This is a genomic window from Erythrobacter sp. BLCC-B19 (assembly GCF_028621955.1).
GTDB lineage: Bacteria > Pseudomonadota > Alphaproteobacteria > Sphingomonadales > Sphingomonadaceae > Erythrobacter.
On sequence record NZ_CP117516.1, the window covers coordinates 1,723,430 to 1,740,044 of the forward strand.

The 16,615-nt window shown below is 67.0% G+C and carries 17 protein-coding genes and 1 tRNA gene; 8 read left to right on the plus strand and 10 right to left on the minus strand.

Annotated elements, in window-relative coordinates:
* Positions 1 to 40 precede the first annotated feature (40 nt).
* Complete coding sequence (locus PS060_RS08055; protein WP_273986723.1) at positions 41 to 946, minus strand: prephenate dehydratase; 906 nt, start codon at positions 944 to 946, stop codon at positions 41 to 43.
* Between the two features lie 97 nt (positions 947 to 1,043).
* On the opposite strand from PS060_RS08055, the gene PS060_RS08060 reads away from it, so the two are divergent.
* Complete coding sequence (locus PS060_RS08060; RefSeq protein WP_273986726.1) at positions 1,044 to 1,721, plus strand: c-type cytochrome; 678 nt, start codon at positions 1,044 to 1,046, stop codon at positions 1,719 to 1,721.
* A 20-nt stretch (positions 1,722 to 1,741) separates the two neighbouring features.
* Here PS060_RS08060 and PS060_RS08065 read toward each other — a convergent pair whose 3' ends face one another.
* The gene (locus PS060_RS08065) at positions 1,742 to 2,407 is read right to left on the minus strand and encodes an RlmE family RNA methyltransferase (protein ID WP_273986727.1); all 666 of its coding nucleotides are present in this window, start codon (positions 2,405 to 2,407) and stop codon (positions 1,742 to 1,744) included.
* Entirely contained in the window at positions 2,404 to 3,672 is a 1,269-nt protein-coding gene (locus PS060_RS08070) for a Ppx/GppA phosphatase family protein (RefSeq protein WP_273986729.1), read from the minus strand. The genes PS060_RS08065 and PS060_RS08070 overlap by 4 nt, the downstream gene beginning before the upstream one ends.
* Positions 3,673 to 3,854: 182 nt before the next feature.
* Between PS060_RS08070 and PS060_RS08075 the strand changes: the two genes are divergently transcribed.
* Together PS060_RS08075 and PS060_RS08080 are read left to right on the plus strand one after the other, a co-directional pair.
* Positions 3,855 to 3,928: transfer RNA gene (locus PS060_RS08075), tRNA-Gln, on the plus strand.
* An 85-nt stretch (positions 3,929 to 4,013) separates the two neighbouring features.
* Positions 4,014 to 4,901, plus strand: a complete 888-nt coding sequence (locus PS060_RS08080) for an LOG family protein (RefSeq protein WP_273986731.1) — start codon at positions 4,014 to 4,016, stop codon at positions 4,899 to 4,901.
* On the opposite strand, the gene PS060_RS08085 is transcribed toward PS060_RS08080, so the two are convergent.
* From PS060_RS08085 to PS060_RS08105, 5 genes are read right to left on the minus strand one after another with little or no spacing between them, the layout of a single operon-like run.
* Positions 4,883 to 5,812, minus strand: coding sequence for an acyl-CoA desaturase (locus PS060_RS08085; RefSeq protein ID WP_273986733.1), 930 nt, complete (start codon positions 5,810 to 5,812; stop codon positions 4,883 to 4,885). The two genes, PS060_RS08080 and PS060_RS08085, sit on opposite strands and share 19 nt — an antisense overlap.
* Positions 5,809 to 6,606 carry a bifunctional hydroxymethylpyrimidine kinase/phosphomethylpyrimidine kinase gene (gene thiD / locus PS060_RS08090; protein ID WP_273986734.1) on the minus strand — a complete coding sequence of 266 codons (798 nt, stop codon included), beginning with the start codon at positions 6,604 to 6,606 and terminating at the stop codon, positions 5,809 to 5,811. The genes PS060_RS08085 and thiD overlap by 4 nt, the downstream gene beginning before the upstream one ends.
* A 53-nt stretch (positions 6,607 to 6,659) precedes the next feature.
* The gene (locus tag PS060_RS08095) at positions 6,660 to 7,331 is read right to left on the minus strand and encodes a Fe2+-dependent dioxygenase (RefSeq protein WP_273986887.1); all 672 of its coding nucleotides are present in this window, start codon (positions 7,329 to 7,331) and stop codon (positions 6,660 to 6,662) included.
* Entirely contained in the window at positions 7,216 to 8,064 is an 849-nt protein-coding gene (locus PS060_RS08100; protein WP_273986736.1) for an energy transducer TonB, read from the minus strand. The genes PS060_RS08095 and PS060_RS08100 overlap by 116 nt, the downstream gene beginning before the upstream one ends.
* Positions 8,065 to 8,070: 6 nt before the next feature.
* Positions 8,071 to 10,305, minus strand: a complete 2,235-nt coding sequence (locus PS060_RS08105) for a TonB-dependent receptor (RefSeq protein ID WP_273986738.1) — start codon at positions 10,303 to 10,305, stop codon at positions 8,071 to 8,073.
* A 318-nt stretch (positions 10,306 to 10,623) separates the two neighbouring features.
* Between PS060_RS08105 and PS060_RS08110 the strand changes: the two genes are divergently transcribed.
* Genes PS060_RS08110 through PS060_RS08125 form a run of 4 tightly spaced genes read left to right on the plus strand, consistent with a single transcriptional unit; the run spans position 10,624 to position 13,633 of the window.
* Positions 10,624 to 11,253 carry a PepSY-associated TM helix domain-containing protein gene (locus PS060_RS08110; RefSeq protein ID WP_273986739.1) on the plus strand — a complete coding sequence of 210 codons (630 nt, stop codon included), beginning with the start codon at positions 10,624 to 10,626 and terminating at the stop codon, positions 11,251 to 11,253.
* A gap of 27 nt (positions 11,254 to 11,280) precedes the next feature.
* Positions 11,281 to 11,763, plus strand: coding sequence for a DUF2271 domain-containing protein (locus PS060_RS08115; protein WP_273986741.1), 483 nt, complete (start codon positions 11,281 to 11,283; stop codon positions 11,761 to 11,763).
* Positions 11,764 to 11,789: 26 nt separating this feature from the next.
* Entirely contained in the window at positions 11,790 to 12,647 is an 858-nt protein-coding gene (locus PS060_RS08120; protein ID WP_273986743.1) for a DUF4198 domain-containing protein, read from the plus strand.
* Positions 12,644 to 13,633 carry an FAD:protein FMN transferase gene (locus tag PS060_RS08125; protein ID WP_337960238.1) on the plus strand — a complete coding sequence of 330 codons (990 nt, stop codon included), beginning with the start codon at positions 12,644 to 12,646 and terminating at the stop codon, positions 13,631 to 13,633. Before PS060_RS08120 ends, PS060_RS08125 begins: the two co-directional genes overlap by 4 nt.
* 9 nt (positions 13,634 to 13,642) lie before the next feature.
* Here the strand turns inward: PS060_RS08125 and PS060_RS08130 are convergent, their stop codons facing one another.
* Together PS060_RS08130 and glmM are read right to left on the minus strand one after the other, a co-directional pair.
* Positions 13,643 to 13,867 carry a DUF1272 domain-containing protein gene (locus PS060_RS08130; protein WP_273986745.1) on the minus strand — a complete coding sequence of 75 codons (225 nt, stop codon included), beginning with the start codon at positions 13,865 to 13,867 and terminating at the stop codon, positions 13,643 to 13,645.
* A gap of 11 nt (positions 13,868 to 13,878) precedes the next feature.
* Complete coding sequence (gene glmM, locus PS060_RS08135; protein WP_273986746.1) at positions 13,879 to 15,216, minus strand: phosphoglucosamine mutase; 1,338 nt, start codon at positions 15,214 to 15,216, stop codon at positions 13,879 to 13,881.
* 98 nt (positions 15,217 to 15,314) lie between these two features.
* On the opposite strand from glmM, the gene PS060_RS08140 reads away from it, so the two are divergent.
* Positions 15,315 to 16,601, plus strand: a complete 1,287-nt coding sequence (locus PS060_RS08140; protein ID WP_273986747.1) for a dicarboxylate/amino acid:cation symporter — start codon at positions 15,315 to 15,317, stop codon at positions 16,599 to 16,601.
* Positions 16,602 to 16,615: the final 14 nt, after the last annotated feature.

A 16,615-nucleotide genomic window follows, 5' to 3' on the forward strand; every position in this document is an offset into this window, starting at 1 on the left:
AACAGCGCTGCTCCCGGCTTATCCCCGCCCTTGCCGCGCGCTACCCTCTGGCGCGGCCCAGCGGATAGCTGCCGAGGATGCGCAATTCCTTGGAATGGAACGCACATTCTTCCAGTGCGCGATCAACCGCTGCATCGCCCGGCGCGCCGATGATGTCGGCATAGAAGGTCGTCGCGGCAAAGCTGGTGCCCTGCTGGTAGCTTTCCAGCTTGGTCATGTTGACCCCGTTGGTGGCAAACCCGCCAAGCGCCTTGTAGAGCGCGGCGGGGATGTTCTTCACCTCGAAGATGAAGGTCGTCATCACCGGCTGGTCTGCCAAGGCGTGCGCCGCGAGCGCCTCCTTCGCCAGAATGACGAAGCGGGTCATGTTGTCGGGGCTGTCCTCGACATTGTGTTCGATGATGGTGAGGCCATAAAGCTCCGCCGCCAGTGCCGGGGCGATGGCGGCAACGGTCAGATCGCCGCGCTCGGCCACATAGGCGGCTGCCCCTGCCGTGTCGGCATGGCTCAGCGGGACGATCCCGCGCGCGCGCAGATAGTGCCGCGACTGGCCGAGCGCCTGCGGGTGGCTGTAAGCGGCCTCGAAGGTGCGCCCCGGTGCAGCCTCGCCCAGCGCCATCAGCGCGTGGTGGATCGGCATGAAGTATTCGCCGACGATATGGAGCCCGCTTTCGGGCAGCAAAAAGTGGATATCGGCGACGCGGCCGTGCTGCGAATTCTCGATCGGGATGATCGCGCAGCCGGCACGCCCGTCCTTCACTGCATCCAGTGCGTCTTCGAAGCTGAAGCACGGCAGCGGGGCGAGATCGGGGCGGGCTTCGGTCGCAGCGCGGTGCGAATTGGCGCCGGGCGATCCCTGATAGGCAATCGCACGAGCCGGATCGGCGGCAGCCGCCGCGCGCATCCGGTCAACGATTTCAAGAGCAGGGGTAGGGAAAGATCGCATGATGCCCGCCGCCTAGAGCCTGCTTGCAATTGGTGCAAGAATTCGTGCCATGATCGGTCTTGCGCGGGCGGAAAGCCGCCATTATGGAGCGCGCGGGATGACACAGGACAACTCTTCGCAGGAAACGCCCGCAGGCCAGAACGGTGGCGGCGATCTGTTCAACACTGCCGCCGGCTGGGTGCTGTTCGCGGCCGGTCTCGGGCTGGGTCTGTCGATCCTGTCGGGCAAGTATTACCACGGTGACAAGCCGCAGCGGCCCGAAAAGCTCGGCTATGTGATCGAGGGCGCGGTCGAGGAAAGCTCCGGCCCGGCAGAAATGTCGATGGCCGAAGCGCTCAACAAGATGCCCGCTGCCGAGCTGATCGCTGCGGGCGAGAAGGCGTTTTCCAAGTGCCAGAGCTGCCACACGGTTGATGCGGGCGGTGCCAACGGCATTGGCCCCAACCTTGCTGGCACGATGGGCGGATCGGTCGCCGCGCATCCGGGCTTTGCCTACAGTGCCGAACTCAAGGCGCACGGCGGCAAGTGGGATTGGGACACCATGAACGAGTGGCTCAAGAACCCCAAGGCCTATGTCCCGGGCACCAAGATGAGCTTTGCCGGTCTGTCCAAGATTGAAGATCGCGCCGCGATTGCGATGTATCTCAATTCCAAGGGCGCCAATTTGCCGGTTCCGGCCTTCGTCGCCGATGCAGCAGCTGGCGATGCAGCCGCGACTGCCGAAGCCCCCGTTGCCGGCGAATCGCCCGCTCCGGCGGAAACTCCGGCACCCTGACGCCGGTGAGGTGAGGGGTTTCAGACCCCTCCCTTGAACCCCTGTGCAATCACGTACCACTCCGACGAGCCCTTGCGGCTCGCCGGGGGTTTGGCGTGCTTGACGGTCGCGAAGTGCTTTTTCAGCAGCGCCAGCAGGTCGGTGTCGGTGCCACCTGCCAGCACCTTGGCGACAAAGCCGCCGCCCGGCGCAAGGTTCTCGACCGCAAACCACGCTGCCGCTTCGACGAGGCCCATCGTGCGCAGGTGATCGGTCTGCTTGTGACCGACGGTGTTGGCGGCCATGTCCGACATGACAAGATCGGGCGGACCACCAAGAGCTTTGGCCAGCGCCTCGGGGGCTTCATCGGCCATGAAATCCATCTGGAAGATCGTAACCCCTTCGAGCGGTTCGACCGGCAACAGGTCGATCCCCACCACTTCGGCCTTGGGCTTCTTGGCGCGCACCACCTGGCTCCACCCGCCCGGCGCGATACCCAGATCAACCACCCGGCTCGCGCCTTTCAGCAGGCCGAATTTCTCATCGAGTTCGATCAGCTTGTAGGCCGCCCGGCTGCGATAGCCGTCGGCCTTGGCTTGGCGGACGTAAGGATCGTTCAATTGCCGTTCGAGCCAGCGCACCTGACTGGCGGTGCGGCCCTTGGCGGTCTTGACGCGCTTGCCGGTATCCTTGACGCCGCGGGTCATGCCGGCGCGCGCCCGGACGTCTTGGCGCCGCGCTGCTTTTGCAAAGCCTTGAGCGTCCGCTCGGACTGGCGTTCGGCGGCCATGATGCTCCTCAAGATCCCTTCACGAATCCCGCGATCCGCCACACCCAACCGCCGCGCGGGCCACAGGTCGAGGATCGCTTCGAGGATCGCGCAGCCTGCCACCACCAGCTCGGCCCGATCCTGACCAATGCAAGGCAGGGTCGCACGTTCGTATGGTGTCATCGTGGAGAGCCTTGCGCTGATCCCGCGCATTTCCCCGGCGGGCACGATCAGGCCATCGACGGCCTTGCGGTCATAACTCGGCAGCTCGAGATAGAGGCTGGCGAGTGTCGTCACTGTCCCGCTGGTGCCCAAGAGGCGAATGTCGGGATGCTGTGCGGCATTGGCCACGCGCGCGGCGAAGGGCGCAAAGCTCTCCGCCACCATTTCCCGCATCCGCACGAATCGGGCAATGCGCGCGGCTTCGCTGTCTTCGGCGCGGCCGACCGTGTCGGTCAGCGAGACCACGCCCCACGGCACGCTCTGCCAATCGAGGATGCGGGGCACGCGATTGGCCGCGTCAGGCTCGACCAGCACCAGCTCGGTCGATCCGCCGCCGATGTCGAAGATCACCGCCGGGCCTTCGCCTGCTTCGAGCAGGATATGGCAGCCCAGCACCGCGAGGCGCGCTTCTTCCTCGGCGCTGATGATGTCGAGCGCGATGCCGGTTTCGCGCCGGACACGCTCGATGAAGGCGGGGCCGTTGCTGGCGCGGCGGCAGGCTTCGGTGGCGACGCTCCGCGCGAGGCGGACATTGCGGCGCTGGAGCTTGTCGGCGCAGATCGTGAGCGCGGCGAGCGTGCGGTCCATCGCCGCATCGGACAAGCGCCCGCTGGTCGCCAGCCCCTCGCCCAGCTTCACCACCCGGCTGAAGGCGTCGATCACCGTGAAGTCCCGCCCCGAGGGCCGCGCAATCAGGAGCCTGCAATTGTTGGTGCCCAGATCAAGCGCAGCATAGGCCTCGCCGTGACTGGCAGGCTTCATGGCGCCGATATCGGCAAGATCGGGTTTGGGCCGTGCAGGCTGCGTGGTTACCCCGCGGCGCAGGTCACCCCCTGCACCCTTGGCTCTGCCATCGCGGCCGCTGGAGCGGCTCTCGGTCTGGGGGGGGCGCTTGTAGCGGAAATCGGCTACCTTGCCGGACTTGCCGCCCCGTTTTTTCCCAGCACTGCTATTCCTGTCCGGCGGGAGTGTGTCCGCCATTATCACATACTTTCGCATCACCACGCGCATCCCTCCACGCACGCGGCACTTGATACGAAGTTACCCCAAGCTGCCGCCGAGGGCAAGCAGGCGCCCGCAACCTCAACGCTTGACCTTGGGCGAGCACGAAACTAGGGAGCGCGCTCGCCGATTCAGCAGCCTTCTGCCCGGCGCATGGCCGATGCCCCGTCCTCTAATGGTAAGAGAGCGGACTCTGACTCCGTCAATCAAGGTTCGAATCCTTGCGGGGCATCCAGCCTTCCTTTCCCGACATTCCCCCCGCCTGATGCCCGCGTGCCATTGCTATTGCGGGGCTGGGGCGCGCTGACTAGGGGTCAAGCATGACCGACAAAGACCTGACCAATCGCAAGTTCTACCGCGCCGGCGAGGAAACCCGCTTCGCCGAGGGCGGCCCGGAACGCACCCCGCAGACCGCGCATCCCGCCTACAAGCTCGCTTTCCGCGACACCGATTTCCTGCTGCGCGACGAACTCCGGCCCGTGCGCTTCCAGCTGGAACTGCTGAAGCCCGAAATGCTGCTCGATGAAGCCCGCGTCGGATCGACGCTGGTGATGTATGGTTCGGCCCGCATCCCCTCGCCCGCCCAGGCCGAGGCGCGGATCGAGGCGGCCAAGAACGGCTCCGAATACGACCAGAAGGTCGCCCAGCGGCTTGCCGACAAGGCGAAGTATTACGACGAGGCCTATCGCCTTGCGCGCCTCGTCAGCGAGAAGGGCATCATCGAGAACGGCGAGCGCCAGTTCGTAGTTACCACCGGCGGCGGGCCGTCGATCATGGAGGCAGGCAATCGCGGCGCGTCGGACGCTGGGAGCGAATCGATCGGCCTCAACATCGTGCTGCCCCACGAGCAAGCGCCCAACCCCTATGTGACGCCCTACCTCTCCTTCCAGTTCCACTACTTCGCGCTGCGCAAGATGCACTTCCTGCTGCGCGCCCGCGCCGTGGCGGTGTTCCCCGGCGGCTTCGGGACGTTCGACGAATTCTTCGAGCTCGTCACCTTGATCCAGACCGGCAAGATGAAGCCGATGCCGATCATCCTGTTCGGCAAGGATTTCTGGACGCGGGTGGTCGATTTCGAGGCGCTGGCCGAGGAAGGCGTGATCTCCAAGAGCGACCTTGACCTGTTCACCTGGGTCGAGACGGCGGAAGAGGCCTGGGCGGCAATCGCCGACTTCTACGAGATCAAGGATCATTCGGCGGAGGATTGATCCGCTGTGCGCTCGGCCAGATCATCGCGCGCTGCCTCGGGGCGGGGCGTGCCGACGGCATGGACCCAGCCCAGCCGCTCCAGCGCGGCAATCACCCACCAGCCGGGATCGGTCTGACCCTGCTCCAGCCCGATGCGCGCGCTTTCGGGGAAGGCGTGGTGGTTGTTGTGCCAGCACTCGCCATAGGTGAGGAGGCCGAGGCCGGGGGCGGTGAGGTTGGCGGCCTGGATGCCTGCACCCTTCACCCACCAGCGGCCGGGGCGCTGAAAGAACTGCGGGTTGTGGCAGAAATAGGTGATGCTCCAGTGCCCTGCGGTGCTGACGAAAGCCCGCGCGCACACGCCCCACAGCACGAAGGGCCACCCGCCCCACGCATAAAGCAGAACGGCAGGCGGCACCTGCTGCCAGCGCCATGTCGCATCGAGGAACCTGTAAAACGGATCAGCGGCGATGGCCGGTTCGATGGTGAGGCGCGGCGGATGGTCGAAGTCGAACCGGTAGAACAGGTTCCACGCCAGATCCTGCCAGAACCCGGCGCGGTGGGCGAAGAAATCGTGGCACGCCGGCTCGCGCTGCGCCCAGTCGCGGGTGTCGTGGATGCGGATGATGCCCGAGGGGCCGGAGACACCGACCAGCGTGCCGAGCCAGATCAGCGTGCGGGCGACCCACGGCTTGGCCTTGAACGTCCGGTGAATCATCATCCGGTGCATCCCCACCGAATGGCCGACCAGCAGTGTTGCATAGGTCAGCACGAGGAACAGCCCTACCGCCTGCCACGTCGCCACCATCAGCGCGGCGAGCGTGCCGGCAATCATCGCCCCGTTCCACAGCGCCTTGGGCCCATCGATCCGGACGCGGCCGGCGCGAGGGTCAGCCTCGCTGCCGTCGACCCGGATCACCGGCTCCATCATCCCTGCCGCACCGCCTGATGGCCAAGCGGGCCGTGGCCTGCTCCGTATCCGGGTGCCTGCTCGATCGCGCGGATCACGAATTGCCGCCCAAGCCTGACCGCGTGTTCCAATGGCTGTCCATGGCCGAGCAGGGTCGCGATCGCTGACGACAGCGTGCAGCCGGTGCCGTGCGTGTGCACGGTGTCGATCCGCGCGTGATCGAAGGCGACCGCGCGTTCACCGGGATCGAACAGCACGTCGACGATCCGCTCGCCTCCGCCGTGCCCGCCCTTGGCCAGCACCGCCGCGCCGGTTTCTTGCGAGAGCGCCTCGGCCGCTTCGTACATCGCCTCCGTGTCGCTGACGGTATGCCCAACCAGCGCCTCAAGCTCGGGCAGATTGGGGGTCAGCAGCGCCGCGCGCGGGAAGAGTTCGGTGCGCAAGGCGGCGACAGCGGCAGGTTCGATCAGCGCCGCACCCGAGGTCGCGATCATCACCGGATCGAGCACGATGGGCGCGGTGACACCCTCCAGCGCCTCGGCCACGGCAGCGATTACCGCCGCATCGTGCAGCATCCCGATCTTGATCGCATCGACCCCGATATCGTCGATGCACGAGGCGATCTGGCGCGCCACCATCTCCGGCGCAATCGGCGCGATGCCCTGCACGCCCACCGTATTCTGCGCCGTGATCGCCGTCACCGCCGTCATGGCATAGCCGCCGAGCATGGTGATGGTCTTGATATCGGCCTGGATCCCCGCGCCGCCCGAGGAATCCGAACCGGCGATGCTGAGGATGCGCGGGGGCTTGTTCATGCCCGCAGCCCTAGCAGCCTGGTGGCTGTTTCGGGATGGTTTTTTGCGCCCGCTCAGGCGTCGGCGTTGTGGCGCAGCAGGTTGTGGTAGACCCCGGTGAGTGCGACGATGGCGGGATCGTCGATGCCGTTCTGGCTGGCGAGCGACTGGATCGCCTGATCCATCCGGAACAGGTTGGTGCGCACTGTCGCATCGCGCACCATCGACTGGATCCAGAAGAAGCTCGCCACTCTCCGGCCCCTCGTCACCGGCTCGACCCGGTGGAGCGAGGAGGAGGGGTAGAGCACCCCGTGCCCCGCCGGCAGCTTGACCTGCTGGGGGCCGAAATCGGTCTCGATCACCAACTCGCCCCCGTCATAGGCATCCGGGTCTTCGAGGAAGATCGTCATCGACAGGTCGGCGCGCACCCGCCAATCGGTGCCCGCGCGCACGCGCAGGGCGTTGTCGACATGGTTCCCGAACGCCTGCCCGCCCGCATAGGAATTGAACATCGGCGGGTAGAGCCGGTGCGGCAGGGCTGCGGAAATGAACAGCGGGTTCGCCTGCAAGGCCGCCATGACCATCTGCCCGCCGGTCTTTGCGGCCTCGCTGTCTTCAGGCAGCTGGAGGTTATTCTTCACCATCCTTGCCTGGGTGCCGGACGTCACCGTCCCGTCGGTCCATTCGGCCGCGTCGATCAGGGCGCGCAGGGCTGCGGTCTGGGTGGCAGTGAGGATCTGGGGTATCGCAATCAGCACGTTCGCGGCCTTTTCTGCCAGAGGTGAGGACGAAAGGAATTTCGACGATGCCGCGCACCTTGACCGCCTGCCCGTCGCGGCGGACGGGTTGCCAGCGCCAGCCCCTTACCGCCTTCAAGGCTGCATCGTCGAGCCGGGGCGAGCCGCTGGAGCGGGCGATGGAGATCGCCTCCACCCGCCCGTCGGTGCCGACGATCACCAGCAGTTCGACCGTCCCCTGCTCGCGCTTGCGGCGGCTTTCGTGCGGATAGCGCGGCGGCGCGCCCGCGATCAGGGTGGAATCGAGCGCGTTGGAGCTGATCGTCGCCGGGCCGGATGCGGCGGGCGCGCGGGCCGGGGCGGCGGCAGCGGCGGCGGGTGCGGCGGCAGGGGCAGGCGCAGCACTCGGTTGGGGCTGTGCCTGCTCGGGCAGGGCAGGGGCGTTCGGCAGGCTGAGCGGGAGTGCGACCGGCGGCACGCCCGGCACCGGGGGAGGCAAGCTCCGGGACTGCGGATCGGGCGGGGGCGGGGCCGGAGGCGGTGGCGGCGGGGGTGCTGCTGCGGCAAGATCGACCATCAGCAGCCGTTCCTCCGGCGCCGCGCTCACCGCATGGCCGAGACTAAGCGCAATCGGCAGCACCGCGGCATGGGCCGCGACGGTCAGCATAATCGCGCGCAGGCTCGGCGGTCTGGTCGCGCCAAACCCGCCGAGCCCGCGTGCAGAGGCGATTGCCTGCGCCATTTGCGCCTAGAAGCTCACCCGCAGGGTCGCCATCACCGTGCGCCCCTCGCCGGGCACCGCGATCACATAGGTGTCATTGGCGCGGATGCGTTGGAGATAGCGCTCGTTCGCGAGGTTGTTGGCGTTGACCTGCACCGCGAGGGTGTCGCTGAAGCGGTATTCCGCCATCGCATTGAGCAGCCAGTAATCGCCGCCCGTCCATGCCTGATTGGCCAGAGTCGAGTTGCGGGTGGCGAATTCGCCCACGTAATTGAACCCGCCGCCCAGACGCAGGCCGATGCCGGTGTCATAGGTGCTCCACAGCGTCGCGCTGTGTTCGGGCGTGCCTGCAATTTCCTCGCCCACGGTCAGCTCCGCGCCGGTGCCCGCGCGCTGGATTTCGGAATCGAGGAAGGTGTAGGCGGCGAACACCTGCCAGGCATCGGTGATGTTGCCGGTGGCGGAGAGTTCCACCCCCTGCACCCGCTGCCGCCCGGTCAGCGTGACATCGCCATCGACCGTGATCGGCTGGTTGACCCGTTGGTTGCGGAACGCCGCCGCAGTCAGCGCCAGCGCGCCATCAAACAGATCGACCTTGGCGCCCACCTCGTAATTCTCGTTCTTCAGCGCGGGCAGAGCGGCATTGGCGGTGGTCACCGTCCCGGTCGCAGTCGCGCCGAGGGTCTGCGGCTGGCGCGCGTCGGAATAGCTGACGTAGAGACTGGCGTTCTCGGCCGGCTTCCACACCACGCCCGCCTGCCAGCTGAACAGGTCTTCGCTGAAACTGCGGGTCGCAAGCGCGGCATATTGCGTGCCGCCGAGATTCGCCTCGAAGCGTTCGTAACGCCCGCCGAGATTGATCTGCAACGCCTCGCCGATCTTGAAGGTGTCGGTGCCATAGACCGCGATCCGGTCGGCGCTGTTGTCGATCAGGCCATAGGTGCGGCTTTGCGTGAAAGCCCCGGCGAAGTCCGGCTCGGGCGCGAACAGGTTGCGCGCGGTGCCCGCGAGGCCGGTGGTGGAGATGGTGTCGCGGGTCAGGCTTTCGCGGCTGACTTCGGCCCCGATGACGAGGGCATTGCCGATCCCGCCATCGCGCACCGGATGGTCGATCACCACGGCGGCACGCGCGGCGGCGACTTCGTTGCGGCTGATCCGGCCAAGTCCCTGCGGCCCGCCGATCACATAGGTGGCCCCGGCGGTGTTCCCGGCATTGATGGCATCGACGGCGGCTTGCAGGCTTGCCTGACTGGTCGGGCGCGGGGTCGACCACACCGCCTCGCGCCGCACCTCGCCCCAGCGCACGCCTCCGGTGAGGCTCACCACATCGCTGATCCTGTGATCGAGCGTGACCGTGGCGATCAGCAGCTCCTGATCCTCGAAATCGATATTGCGCCAGCCATAGTAGTTGCTGAGCGGGAAATTGGCCGGTGCGCCGCTCGCCAGCAGGGGCACGCCGTAATCGATCAGGTTGTCGTCCTCCTGATACTGGAGGCTGGCGGTGATGGTCGTATCCTGATCGAGCCCGAAGGCGAGCGAGGGGGCGATGCCAAAGCGCTTCTGGCCCACAAAGTCGCGCCCGGCCACGCCCTGATCATGCGCCATCAGATTGATCCGCGCGGCAATGCCCTTGTCCGCATCGAGCAGCACGTTGGCGTCTGCCGTGGCGCGCCGCCAGTCGCGGTTGCCCAGCCCCACATCGGCGTTGACGAAGGTGTCGGCGACCGCGCGCTTGGTGACGAGGTTGATCTGCCCCGCCGCGCCGCCCGCGCCCGAAAGCGCGGTGTTGGCGCCCTTGTAGACCTCGATCTGTTCGATGTTGAACACGTCCGAACGGCTGTATTGCAGGCGGTCGGCGAACCCGTCGATGGCGATGTCGTTGCTGGCATCGAAGCCGCGCAGATTGATGAAATCGCCCGATCCTGCGCCGCCTTCGCCCACGCCCAGCGTGATGCCGGGGACATTGCGCAGCGCTTCGGTGAAGCTGACGGCCTGATTATCCTTGAGGAAGCTCTTGTCGAGCACGGTGACGGTGCGCGGCGTATCGCGCAGCGGCTGTGTGATGAGCGGGTTTGAGGCGACCTCTGGCTTGTAGCTGTCCTCGATCACGGTGTCGGTCACGGTGACGCTGCCGAGCCTGCGGGCGGGCTGCTCCTGCTCCTGCTCCGGCTCGGCGGTCTGCGCCTGCGCGGGCATCGCAAAGGCGGCAGCACCGACGCAGCCGAGAGCAAGCAGGCGGGAGGCGGGACGGGTGGGGGTCATGGGACTTCCTGTCTGGACAATGAATGGTGTGGAGGCTCGCTATTGCGAATCACTCTCATTGTCAAAACATAAAAAGGCGAATATGCGCAGTCCGGCAGATGGCAGGGGATTCGGGTACTTCGGTTGCGCAGGGGCGCAGACGGGATGGCTCGCTCTCTGTTCGCAGGGCCGTATGGACACGGCTATATTTAAGTGCGAATCATTTGCAGAAAATCACACAGCGCGGCACAGGTCGTGCTGCAAGAGTATTCAGGAGCAAGCGCCGCAGTGGCCAGTCGTCGGATCATTGAGGAACAGGTCGTCGCACCGCCGCGGCCCATGCCCGCCCGCAAGCGCGGCAAGGCGCGGCAGTTCTGGTCGAAGCAGTTGCACGCCTGGCACTGGATCAGCGCAGCGGTGTCGCTCGCCGGGATGCTGGTCTTCTCGGTCACGGGCCTCACGCTCAACCACGCCGCCAGCATCGGGGCTGAGCCCGAGGTGCGCACATTCACCGCCGCGCTTTCCCCCACCGCACAGGCCGCGCTGGCGCAGGGCTCGGACACCGGCCTTGCCCCGCTGCCCCGCACGGTTGCAGGCGAACTCGCAGCGAAAACCGGCATCACCGCCGCCGGGCGCGATGCGGAATGGTCGGCGGATGAAGTCTACATCGCCGTTCCTGGACCGGGCAGGGATGCATGGGCGAGCATCGACCGCGCCACTGGCAGCATCGAGGCCGAGCTGACCGATCGCGGCGCGATTTCCTTCCTCAACGATCTCCACAAGGGCCGCAACACCGGCACCGCGTGGTTCTGGTTCATCGATCTGCTCGCTGTCGCCTCGATCGTCTTCACCATCACCGGGCTGCTGCTGCTGCAACTCCATGCGCGCAAGCGGCCCTCGACCTGGCCGCTGGTCGGCTTCGGCACCGCGCTGCCGGTGATCGTGATTGTGTTCTTCCTCCACCTCTGACGCCCACCCTTGCAAGGAGACGCCCGCTTGAAACTCACCCACCTGCTCGCCGCCGGGGTCGCTGTCGCCCCCGCCGCCCTCGCGGCGCAGAGCGTCACTGTCACCATTCCGCAGATCAAGGTGTCGGAATATCACAAGCCCTATGTGGCGATCTGGCTGGAGCCTGCGGGCGGCGGTCCGATCCGCACGCTGGCGGTGTGGTACGACATCAAGAAAGGCGGGAACGAGCCGGGCACCAAGTGGCTCGCCGACCTGCGCACCTGGTGGCGCAAGGGCGGCCGCAATCTCAAGCTGCCCGCCAGCGGCGTGAGCGGCGCGACCCGTGCGCCGGGTGCCTATCGCATCCCGCTGCCCGCCAATCTCGCGGCAGGCGCCTACACCCTCCACGTCGAGGCCGCGCGCGAGGAGGGCGGCCGTGAGCTGGTGTCGGTGCCGCTCACCATCCCCGTCCCCAAGGGCAAGGCCAGCGGCAAGACCGAACTGGGCGCTGTCACCATTGTCGCCCGTTGATGCTCTCAAGACCTGAGGAAACTCCCATGATCCGCAAGACCTTTTTGATCGGTGCCGCTGCCTTTGGCGTGATCGCCGCTCCCCTCGCTGCGCATAATGCCTGGCTGCTGCCTTCCACCACGGTGCTGTCCGATACCGGCCAGTATGTGACCGTCGACATGGGCGCATCGACTGCGCCGTTCGAGGCGGATCACGCCGCGCTTCCCGCCGAGAACGTGAAGGTGTGGGCGCCTGACGGCACGATGGGGACGCTCGAGAATGCGGCCCGCCTGCGCTATCGTTCGACCTTCGACGTCAAGATCGACAAGCCTGGCACCTGGCGGATCGGGATGGAGACGGGCACCATCACCGGCAGCTTCAAGGTCGATGGCGAGGCGTGGACGCTCGGCCGCCGCCGCGGGCCGCCTCCTGCGCCCGGTGCCGCCCCCGCCGCTCCGGTGCGCGCTATTGCCAGCATTGCCGAACTTCCCGCCAATGCGACCGACCTCGACCTTACGGAAGTTTCTGGTCGCAATGAATTTTTCGTGACGGCAGGGGCACCGACCGAAACGCTGTTCACGCCCACGGGCAAGGGTCTGGAATTCGTGCCCGAGACGCTCCCCACCGATCTCGTCGCTGACGAGCCGGGACGGTTCCGCTTTCTTGTCGATGGCCAGCCGGTCGCCGGGCTTGAGGTTGAAGTGGTGCCGGGCGGGCGGCGCTATCGCAGCGAAAGCGGAGCGCAAAAGCTCGTCACCGATGCTGAAGGCCGGGTCACGATCAGCTGGCCGGGGGCCGGGTTCTACTGGCTCAACACGACGATCACCGACGAGCGACCGACAAACGACATGGCGACAAAGCGCCGCATGACCTACACCGCGACACTGGAGGTGCTCGCACCGTGACGCTGGATGAGGCGGCCCCGCGGATCGCGGTGCCGCCACAACTCGATCCCTCGGCGCTGATGGGTCACGATCCCTCAGCGCCCATCGTCGTGCTTGCGGGCGAGACGATGGGCACGACCTGGCAGGTGCAGGCGGCAATCCCGGCGCGGCTGGGGCGTGACACGGCAGGGCTGGCCGATGCAATCGGCAGGCGGCTGGACGAAATCTGCGGGCAGATGAGCCATTGGGATGCAGGCTCGCAACTCAGCCGCTTCAACAGGTCGCCGGCAGGCAGCGCGCACCCGCTGTCGCCTGACTTTGCCCGCGTGATCGCCGCTGCCCTTGCGATTGCGGCGGCGAGCGGCGGCGCCTTCGATCCGGCGCTGGGCCGGCTCACTGACCTGTGGGGTCTCGGCCCCCGACCGGCCGCGGGTGTGCCCGATGCCGCAGCGCTGGCGCGGGTGCAGACCGAGCGCAACTGGCGGCAACTCGGCTTTGACCCGGCAACGGCGACCCTGACGCAGCCCGGTGGGGTATGGCTCGACCTTTCCGGGATCGCCAAGGGCTATGCGGTCGATGCGCTTGCCGATCTGCTGGCAGGCCGCGGGATCGGCCATGCGCTGATCGAGATTGGCGGCGAGCTGGCAGGCTGCGGGATGCGGCCCGATGGCGATCCCTGGTGGGTCGAGCTCGAAAGCCCGCCCGCCTGCACCCTGCCGCCGCTGCGGGTGGCGCTGCATCAGCTCTCGGTGGCAACCTCGGGCGATTATCTGCGCGGTGGCCACACGCTCGACCCGGCGACCGGCCTCCCGATCACTCATGCGACCACGGCGATCAGCGTGCTGCATCCGTCATGCATGGTGGCTGATGCCTGGGCGACCGCGCTCAGCGTCGCGAGGCCCGATCACGCCTGCCAGCTGGCCCGGGCCCATCACCTCGCCGCCCGCATCGTGTCGCGCAGCGGCGAGGAATGGCTCAGCCCCGCGCTGCAATTGATGCTTGCCTGACCGGCGACGTCAGCCCTTGAACCGGCGCTGCGTGCTCGGCGGGAACTTGGCGTGCAGCGCTTTGGCACGCGCGGGCCGATCCATCAGCTCGCCGCCGCAATTGGGGCAGCGGTCGTCGAGATCCTCGGCGCATTCGGCGCAAAAGGTGCATTCGAACGAGCAGATGAACGCGCCGGGCGCTTCGGCGGGAAGCAGCACGCCGCAGGTTTCGCAATCGGGGCGCATTTCGAGCATCGTGCCGTCTCCTAAACCGCCGCGCGCACCGCTTCGCAGATGGTGTCGACCACCTGTTCCACCTGCGCCTGATCGTCGCCCTCGGCCATGACCCGGATCAGGGGTTCGGTGCCTGAGGCGCGGATCACAAGGCGCCCCTTGCCGGCCAGCGATGCCTCGGCCTCGGCAATGGCGGCCTTGACGCCCGCGTTCTCCAGCGGCTTGCCGCCGTCGTAGCGCACGTTCTTGAGCAATTGCGGCACGGGGTCGAAGACGTGGAGCAGCTCGCTTGCGGGCTTGCCGCTGCGCACCAGGCTGGCGAGCACCCGCAGCGCCGCCACGGTGCCATCGCCGGTGGTGGCGTAATCGAGCAGGATCATGTGCCCCGACTGTTCGCCGCCGACATTGTACCCGCCCGCCTTCATCGCTTCGAGCACATAGCGGTCGCCCACCTTGGCGCGCACCAGATCGAGGCCGCGGCCATTGAGGTAGCGTTCGAGCCCGAGATTGCTCATCACCGTCGCCACGATCCCGCCGCCGCGCAGGGAGCCGCGATCCTGCATCCGGCCCGCGATCAGCGCCATGATCTGGTCGCCATCAACCGCGCGGCCTTTTTCATCGACCACGATCAGCCGGTCGGCATCGCCGTCCAGGGCTATGCCGATATCGGCCTTCTCCTCGACCACCTTGGCCTGCAGCGCGGCAATCGCGGTCGATCCGACCCCGTCGTTGATGTTGGTGCCATTGGGGGAGACACCCAGCGCCACCACCTCCGCACCCAGTTCCCAGATTGCGGAAGGCGTGACCTGATAGGCGGCGCCATTCGCGCAATCGACCACCACCTTGAGACCATCGAAGCGCAGCTCGGCGGCAACCGACTGCTTGACCGCGTGGATATAGCGCCCGCGCGCATCCTCGATCCGGCGCGCGCGGCCGATCATTTCGGCAGGGACAAGCGGGATGTCGGTTTCCATCAGCCGCTCGATTTCGGTTTCGGCTTCATCCGAGAGCTTGAAGCCATCGGGGCCGAACAGCTTGATCCCGTTGTCGGCAAAGGGATTGTGGCTGGCCGAGATCATCACGCCAAGGTCGGCGCGCATTTCCCGCGTCAGGAGCGCAATCGCGGGGGTGGGCAGGGGGCCGGTCATGATGACGTCGATCCCGACCGAGGTGAAACCGGCCACCAGCGCGCTCTCCATCATGTAGCCCGACAGGCGCGTGTCCTTGCCGATCACCACCCGGTGCCGGTGGCCGCCGCGCACGAAATGGCGACCTGCGGCCTGCCCGACCTTCATCGCCATCGCCGCTGTCATCGCACCTGCATTGGTGCGGCCCCTGATCCCGTCTGTTCCGAACAGCTTGCGTGCCATGAATTCCCCTGTCGTGCCGGTCGCATGAGATTGTCTCGCGCTTCTGGCGCGGTTATCGCGCAAAGGGAAGGGCGAGACGCCCGCATAAGGACAGGCCATTGCTGGAAAGTGAAAACGTCGCTGCGAGCGGGCAGGGAAAGTTCGGGCTGGTGTCGATCCGGCTGCCGGTCGCGCTCACCTTTGCCGGGCTGGTGGGCGGGCTGGTGGCGGGCATCCTCGGCGCCTTGGCCGATGCGCCCGCGCTGGTCGGCGAGATCGCGGGGCTGGTGGGCGGGCTGTGGCTGCGCGCCTTGCAGATGACGATCATCCCGCTGGTCGCGGCGCTGCTGGTGCTGGGGCTCGTGCAGATGATCATGGCCGCTCGGGTCGGCACTGTGGCGCGGCGGATGATTGCGCTGATGGTGTTCGTGCAGCTGGCAGGCGGCGCGTTCACCTCGGTCGCCATGCCGATGCTCCTGCGCGCCTTCCCGGTGCCCGCCGGGGCCGAGGCCTTCCTCGCCCAGACCCCTTCGGAGGTGGGCGAAGTGCCGCGCGTGCTCGACTTCATGGCATCACTGGTCAGTCCCAACATCATCGCCGCTGCCGCCGAGACCGCGATGCTGCCACTGACGCTGTTCTTCGTGATGTTCGCCGTGGCGATCACCCGGCTGCCGGACGATCAGGGTGACCGGCTGATGGGGTTCTTCCATGCGCTGGGCAATGCGATGCTGCTGATCATCGGCTGGGTGCTCTCCGCCGCGCCAGTGGGCGTCTTCGCGCTGGCCTATGGCGTGGGCGTGCAAAGCGGGGGCGGCGCCTTTGCGGCGCTCGGGCATTACGTGCTGACGGTGACGCTGATGGGCACCTTCATCTTCCTGCTCGCCTATGCTGTCGCGGCCGGGCTGGGCGGCAAGGGGCTGGGCGGGTTCTTCCGTGCGATGTTGCCCGCGCAGGCGGTGGCGCTGTCGACCCAGTCATCGCTCGCCAGCCTCCCAGCGATGCTCGATTCGGCTGGACGGCTGGGCCTGCGCGCCTCGACCGCCGAATTCGTGCTGCCGCTGGCGGTGGTGATCTTCCGCGCCACCAGCGCCGCGATGAACCTTGCCGTGGTCTATTACGTCGCCGCGCTCGCCGGGGTCGAGGTTTCGCCCACGGTTGCCATCGCCGGCATCCTGATTGCCAGCGTCATCAGCCTCAGCGCCGTCAGCCTGCCCGGATCGATCAGTTTCGTCGTCTCGATCGGGCCGATTGCGCTCGCCATGGGCGTGCCGGTGGAGCCGCTCGCGCTGCTGGTCGCGGTCGAGATGCTGCCCGACCTGATGCGCACACTGGGCAACGTCACGATGAACGTCGCTGTCACAAGCGCGGTTGACCGCTCGGCCGATGAGGCTATCGCCCCAACCTGATCTGCGTCTTGAAC

Coding starts and splice junctions, on each gene's coding strand:
- PS060_RS08055 (WP_273986723.1), bottom strand. CDS start 946: ATGCGATCTTTCCCTACCCCTGCTCTTGAAATCGTTGACCGGATGCGC.
- PS060_RS08060 (WP_273986726.1), top strand. CDS start 1,044: ATGACACAGGACAACTCTTCGCAGGAAACGCCCGCAGGCCAGAACGGT.
- PS060_RS08065 (WP_273986727.1), bottom strand. CDS start 2,407: ATGACCCGCGGCGTCAAGGATACCGGCAAGCGCGTCAAGACCGCCAAG.
- PS060_RS08070 (WP_273986729.1), bottom strand. CDS start 3,672: ATGGCGGACACACTCCCGCCGGACAGGAATAGCAGTGCTGGGAAAAAA.
- PS060_RS08080 (WP_273986731.1), top strand. CDS start 4,014: ATGACCGACAAAGACCTGACCAATCGCAAGTTCTACCGCGCCGGCGAG.
- PS060_RS08085 (WP_273986733.1), bottom strand. CDS start 5,812: ATGATGGAGCCGGTGATCCGGGTCGACGGCAGCGAGGCTGACCCTCGC.
- thiD (WP_273986734.1), bottom strand. CDS start 6,606: ATGAACAAGCCCCCGCGCATCCTCAGCATCGCCGGTTCGGATTCCTCG.
- PS060_RS08100 (WP_273986736.1), bottom strand. CDS start 8,064: ATGGCGCAGGCAATCGCCTCTGCACGCGGGCTCGGCGGGTTTGGCGCG.
- PS060_RS08105 (WP_273986738.1), bottom strand. CDS start 10,305: ATGACCCCCACCCGTCCCGCCTCCCGCCTGCTTGCTCTCGGCTGCGTC.
- PS060_RS08110 (WP_273986739.1), top strand. CDS start 10,624: ATGCCCGCCCGCAAGCGCGGCAAGGCGCGGCAGTTCTGGTCGAAGCAG.
- PS060_RS08120 (WP_273986743.1), top strand. CDS start 11,790: ATGATCCGCAAGACCTTTTTGATCGGTGCCGCTGCCTTTGGCGTGATC.
- PS060_RS08130 (WP_273986745.1), bottom strand. CDS start 13,867: ATGCTCGAAATGCGCCCCGATTGCGAAACCTGCGGCGTGCTGCTTCCC.
- glmM (WP_273986746.1), bottom strand. CDS start 15,216: ATGGCACGCAAGCTGTTCGGAACAGACGGGATCAGGGGCCGCACCAAT.